The sequence below is a fragment of the Aeromicrobium sp. genome, assembly GCF_025965075.1.
Lineage (GTDB): Bacteria > Actinomycetota > Actinomycetes > Propionibacteriales > Nocardioidaceae > Aeromicrobium.
The window spans coordinates 1-4257 of sequence record NZ_JAOPXQ010000248.1; the positions used below are offsets into that span (position 1 = coordinate 1).

The following is a 4257-nucleotide window of genomic DNA, read 5'->3' on the forward strand; positions in this document are numbered from 1 at the left end:
ATGGCGACGTTCGACAACACCCGGCCCCTCGTGGCGGGCATGGCCGTCGGGTGCGCCCGCGCGGCGCTCGAGGACACCCGGGAGCTGCTCGAGCAGGCCGGCGTCGTGATCGACTACGACCGGCCGATCCAGGCGCAGTCGTACGCCGCCGCGACCTTCATCTCGATGGAGGCCGACTGGGAGGCCGCGCTGCTCATGACGCTCGAGGCCGCGTGGCTCGCCGACAACCGCAAGCCCAACTCGATGGAGGCCTCGATGGCCAAGGCCAAGGCCGGTCGGGTGGGCAACGCGATCACGCTGCGGTGTGTCGAGCTGGCCGGCACCCTCGGCTACAGCGAGAACGAGCTCATCGAGAAGTGGTCGAGGGACTCCAAGATCCTCGACATCTTCGAGGGGACGCAGCAGATCCAGCAGCTCATCGTGGCGCGGCGACTGCTCAACCTCACCTCCTCGCAGCTGCGCTAGTCGGACACCCTGTCGTGGCACTCCCTCGATCACGGGGGAGTGTCACGTCATTCAGTAAGGTTCACCTCATGACGAGTGAACTTCCGGCCGGGCTTGACGTCGACTTCGAGCTGACCCGGTTCATCCGCCGGGTCCGGGCACGGAGCATGCGGCACCTGGGGGAGATCCATCCCAAGCTCGACTACGGGATGTTCACGTTCCTGCTCGCGATCTGCGACGCGCCCGACGGCATCCGTGGGTCGGAGCTCGCCGAGGAGCTCGGGGTGCACAAGTCGACCGCGAGCCGCGCCGTCGCGTCATTGGAGAAGCTCGGGCTCCTGAGCCGACTGGCCGACCCCGACGACGGCCGCGCGCACCTGCTGGTGCTGACCCCGTCGGCCCGGGCGGACCTCGAGGCATACCGCCGCAAGAGCCACGAGCGGCTGCTGGCGATCCTGGAGGACTGGACGCCCGGCGAGGTCGAGACCTTCGCTCGTAGCCTGACCCGGCTCAACGAGGGCGCCGAGAAGCTGTTGTGAAGATCTTCCACCTGGCGCTCGACGGTGCGTGGCAGGCCTTCCAGGCCTCCGGGACGTACACCGTGTCGACGATCGGGATGGACCTCGCGGAGGTCGGGTTCATCCACTGTTCCCAGGCCGAGCAGGTCGCTGGTGTCCACGCCCGCTACTACCGTGACGTCACCGAGCCGATCTGGCTGCTCACGATCGACACCGACCTGCTGACGTCGTCGTGGCGGCTCGACGACGTACCGGGCCAGGAGCTCCCGTTCCCGCACGTCTACGGGTCGCTGAACCTCGATGCGGTCGTCACGGCCGAGCTGTTCAGATTGTCAGCATCGTCTTGATCGCGGTGCGCTCGTCCATCGCCCGGTAGCCGTCGGCCACCCGGTCGAGCGGCAGGGTGAGGTCGAAGACGCTGCCCGGGGTGACGGTCCCGGCCAGGACCTCGGGCAGCAGCTCCTCGATGTAGGAGCGGACCGGGGCGACGCCGCCGGCCAGCCCGATGTTGCGGGCGAACATCGCCGGCACGTTGAGCTCGACGTCGTGGGGCACGCCGACGTACCCGATCCGGCCGCCGGGGCGCGCCGAGAGCATCGCCTGCTTCATGCTGTCCGCCGTCCCGACGCACTCGAGCACGAAGTCCGCGCCGATCCCGTCCAGGATCTCCCGCACGACCGCCGCGCCGTCCTTGCCGCGCTCCTCGACGACCTGGTCGGCGCCGAACTCCAGGGCGATCCGCTGCCGGTCCTCGTGCCGGGACATCGCGACGATGTGTCCCGCGCCGAGGCGCTTGGCCGCCAGGACAGCGCTGAGCCCGACGGCGCCGTCGCCGACGACCACGACGGTGCTGCCGGCCGTCACGCCGGCGGACACCGCGGCGTGGTGCCCGGTCGGGAAGACGTCCGAGAGGGTCAGGAGCTGCCTGACGAGCGCCTCGGACGGCTGCGACGGGGTGACGACCAGGGTGCCGTCGGCCCACGGCACCCGCACGAGCTCACCCTGGCCGCCGTCGACGGCATGCCCCTGCTTGTCCTTGGCGCCCCAGAACCCGCCGTTGACGCACGACGTGTGCACGCCACGCTGGCACAGCAGGCAGACGTTGTCGGAGAACGTGAACGGCGCGATGACGAAGTCACCGGGGCTGAGCGTCGAGACGGTCGCACCGACCTGCTCGACGATGCCGACGAACTCGTGCCCGATCCGCACGGGGCTCGTGACCTCCTTGATGCCGCGGTAGGGCCACAGGTCGGAGCCGCAGATGCAAGAAGCCACGACGCGGACGATCGCGTCGGTGTCCTCCTGGAGCTCGGGGGCGGGGACGTCGTCGAGGCGGATGTCGCGGGGGGCATGGAGGACTGTGGCGCGCATCTGACCATTGTGGCAGCGGCACGGTGTGGAAGGATCGGACGCATGACTGACAAGCCTGAAATCGACTTCATCGAGGGCCCCGCGCCCACCGAGCTCCAGATCAAAGACCTCATCATCGGCGACGGCCCCGAGGCCGTCCCGGGCGGACTCGTCAACGTCCACTACGTCGGTGTCGAGTTCGACACCGGCGAGCAGTTCGACGCGTCGTGGGATCGCGGGCAGTCGGCGAAGTTCCCGCTCCCGCAGCTCATCGCCGGCTGGCAGCAGGGCATCCCGGGCATGAAGGTCGGCGGACGCCGTCAGCTCGTGTGCCCGCCGGAGCTGGCCTACGGTGCGGCCGGCGGCGGACACCGTCTGTCCGGCAAGACGCTCGTGTTCGTGATCGACCTGCTCGGCGTCTGACCACAACCCACCACCGGCGCGGCTGACCTCGTCCGGGCACAGGAACTCCTGTGCCCGGACGTCGGCTCTTCAGGCCAGCGCGACGAACGTCACCGACTCCGGCAGGTCAGAGGGCGTCGACCAGGGCGGTGACGCGCTTGACCGACACCGGGAACGCCGTGCGGAGGTGCTGAGCGAGAAGGCCGAGCCGCAGCTCCTCCAGTGCCCACCGCACGTGCCTGATCTCGGGGGACAGGCGCGCCCAGCTCGAGAGCCCGGCTGTCCGCTCGTGGAACCGCGCCTCCAGGTCTTGGGCGGCCAGGAGGTCGGCGGTCAGCGGCGCGTCGAGGCGGCGACGGGCGGCCTGCAGGTAGAGCGGGAGGCGGCGCAGCTGGTCGACGCCGGCGTCGCGGATGAATCCGGGGTAGATCAGCCACGACAGCTGGACGCGGACGTCCTCGCCGGCCTCGGTGCTCGGCAGCGGGACGACGTCGCCCAGCGCGCGGAGGGTGGCCAGCACCGACTGGACCGCGCGCTCGGTCTCGTCGTAGGCCTCGGCGCGCACGGTCTCGTGCAGCAGGGTGAAGTCAACCGGTTCCCACACCGGACCACCGTGGCGCACCACCAGCGCGTCGAGAGCCGCGAGCCAGCACTCCTCGATGACGGCCGCGGCGTCGGCGTGCGGACCGGTCGACAGCAGCAGCTTGGCGTGCAGGTCGAGCGCGCGTCCGAGCTGCGGCACCGGCGTGGCGAGCGAGAACGACAGCAGCCGCGCCTGCCCCTTGACCATTGCGACGGCCTGCTCGGCGGCGCTGTCGAGCACCCGCAGTGCCACCGACGTCCCCTCGTCGACGAGAGCCGGGTAGCCCGTGATCTGCCCCGCGGTGATGGTCGGCTGGATGGTGCCGACGTCCCAGGCCCGCAGTCCGCTGCGCTCCTCCTGGCGGGCCACCTCGTGCAGGTCGGCGCGCAGCTGGTCGGCGAGTGTTGCCCGCAGCACGGCGAGGTCCTTGCCGCGAGCCAGCTCGGCGTCGCCGTCGACGACGCGGAACGTCACCCGCAGGTGCGACGGGAGGGCCGCGAAGTCGAAGTCGTCCGGCGAGACGACCGTGCCGTTGAGCTGTCGCATCTGGCGGGCGAGCTCGTCGCTCAGGTCGGGCGCGGACGGGTCCATGGCCTCGACGAGGCGGGGTGCGAACTGTCCGGCCGGCACGAACTCGCGCCGCAACCGTTTCGGCAGTGATCGGATCAGCTCGGTCACCAGCTCGATGCGGTGGCCGGGCACGTGCCAGTCAAACGCCCGGTCGTCGACGGACAGCAGCCGCTCGACCGGCAGGTCGACCGTGACACCGTCGTCCTCGAGGCCCGGCTCAAAGGCGTACGTCAGCGGATACGTCTCGCCCTCGGAGCGCCACTCGTGAGGGAACTCCTCGTCGGCGCCCTCGACGTCATGACGCAGCATCGCTGGGTCGAACGTCAGGAGGTCGGGGTCGCGCAGCTTGGTCTTCTTCCACCAGCTGTCGAAATGACGGGTCGACACCAC

Annotated in this window: 6 protein-coding genes; 4 read left to right on the forward strand and 2 right to left on the reverse strand. The window is 70.2% G+C overall.

From position 1 onward, the window contains the following. The 3 genes from JWQ91_RS14800 to JWQ91_RS14810 form a co-directional block, all read left to right on the forward strand. Positions 1–465, forward strand: a 465-nt coding sequence (locus tag JWQ91_RS14800; RefSeq protein WP_297785776.1) for an acyl-CoA dehydrogenase family protein, incomplete at its 5' end; no start/stop codon positions are given. A gap of 68 nt (positions 466–533) precedes the next feature. Beyond that, positions 534–983 carry a MarR family transcriptional regulator gene (locus tag JWQ91_RS14805; RefSeq protein ID WP_297785779.1) on the forward strand — a complete coding sequence of 150 codons (450 nt, stop codon included), beginning with the start codon at positions 534–536 and terminating at the stop codon, positions 981–983. Further along, positions 980–1309, forward strand: a complete 330-nt coding sequence (locus JWQ91_RS14810; RefSeq protein ID WP_297785782.1) for a DUF952 domain-containing protein — start codon at positions 980–982, stop codon at positions 1307–1309. The genes JWQ91_RS14805 and JWQ91_RS14810 overlap by 4 nt, the downstream gene beginning before the upstream one ends. Here JWQ91_RS14810 and JWQ91_RS14815 read toward each other — a convergent pair. Continuing rightward, the gene (locus JWQ91_RS14815) at positions 1287–2333 is read right to left on the reverse strand and encodes a zinc-dependent alcohol dehydrogenase family protein (RefSeq protein ID WP_297785785.1); all 1047 of its coding nucleotides are present in this window, start codon (positions 2331–2333) and stop codon (positions 1287–1289) included. The genes JWQ91_RS14810 and JWQ91_RS14815 overlap by 23 nt on opposite strands. 42 nt (positions 2334–2375) lie before the next feature. Between JWQ91_RS14815 and JWQ91_RS14820 the strand changes: the two genes are divergently transcribed. Continuing rightward, a complete protein-coding gene (locus JWQ91_RS14820) occupies positions 2376–2735 on the forward strand; it encodes an FKBP-type peptidyl-prolyl cis-trans isomerase (protein WP_297785788.1) in 360 nt (119 codons plus the stop codon). 106 nt (positions 2736–2841) lie between these two features. Here JWQ91_RS14820 and JWQ91_RS14825 read toward each other — a convergent pair. Beyond that, positions 2842–4257: DUF3418 domain-containing protein (locus JWQ91_RS14825; protein ID WP_297785791.1), on the reverse strand; the 1416-nt coding region annotated here is incomplete at its 5' end.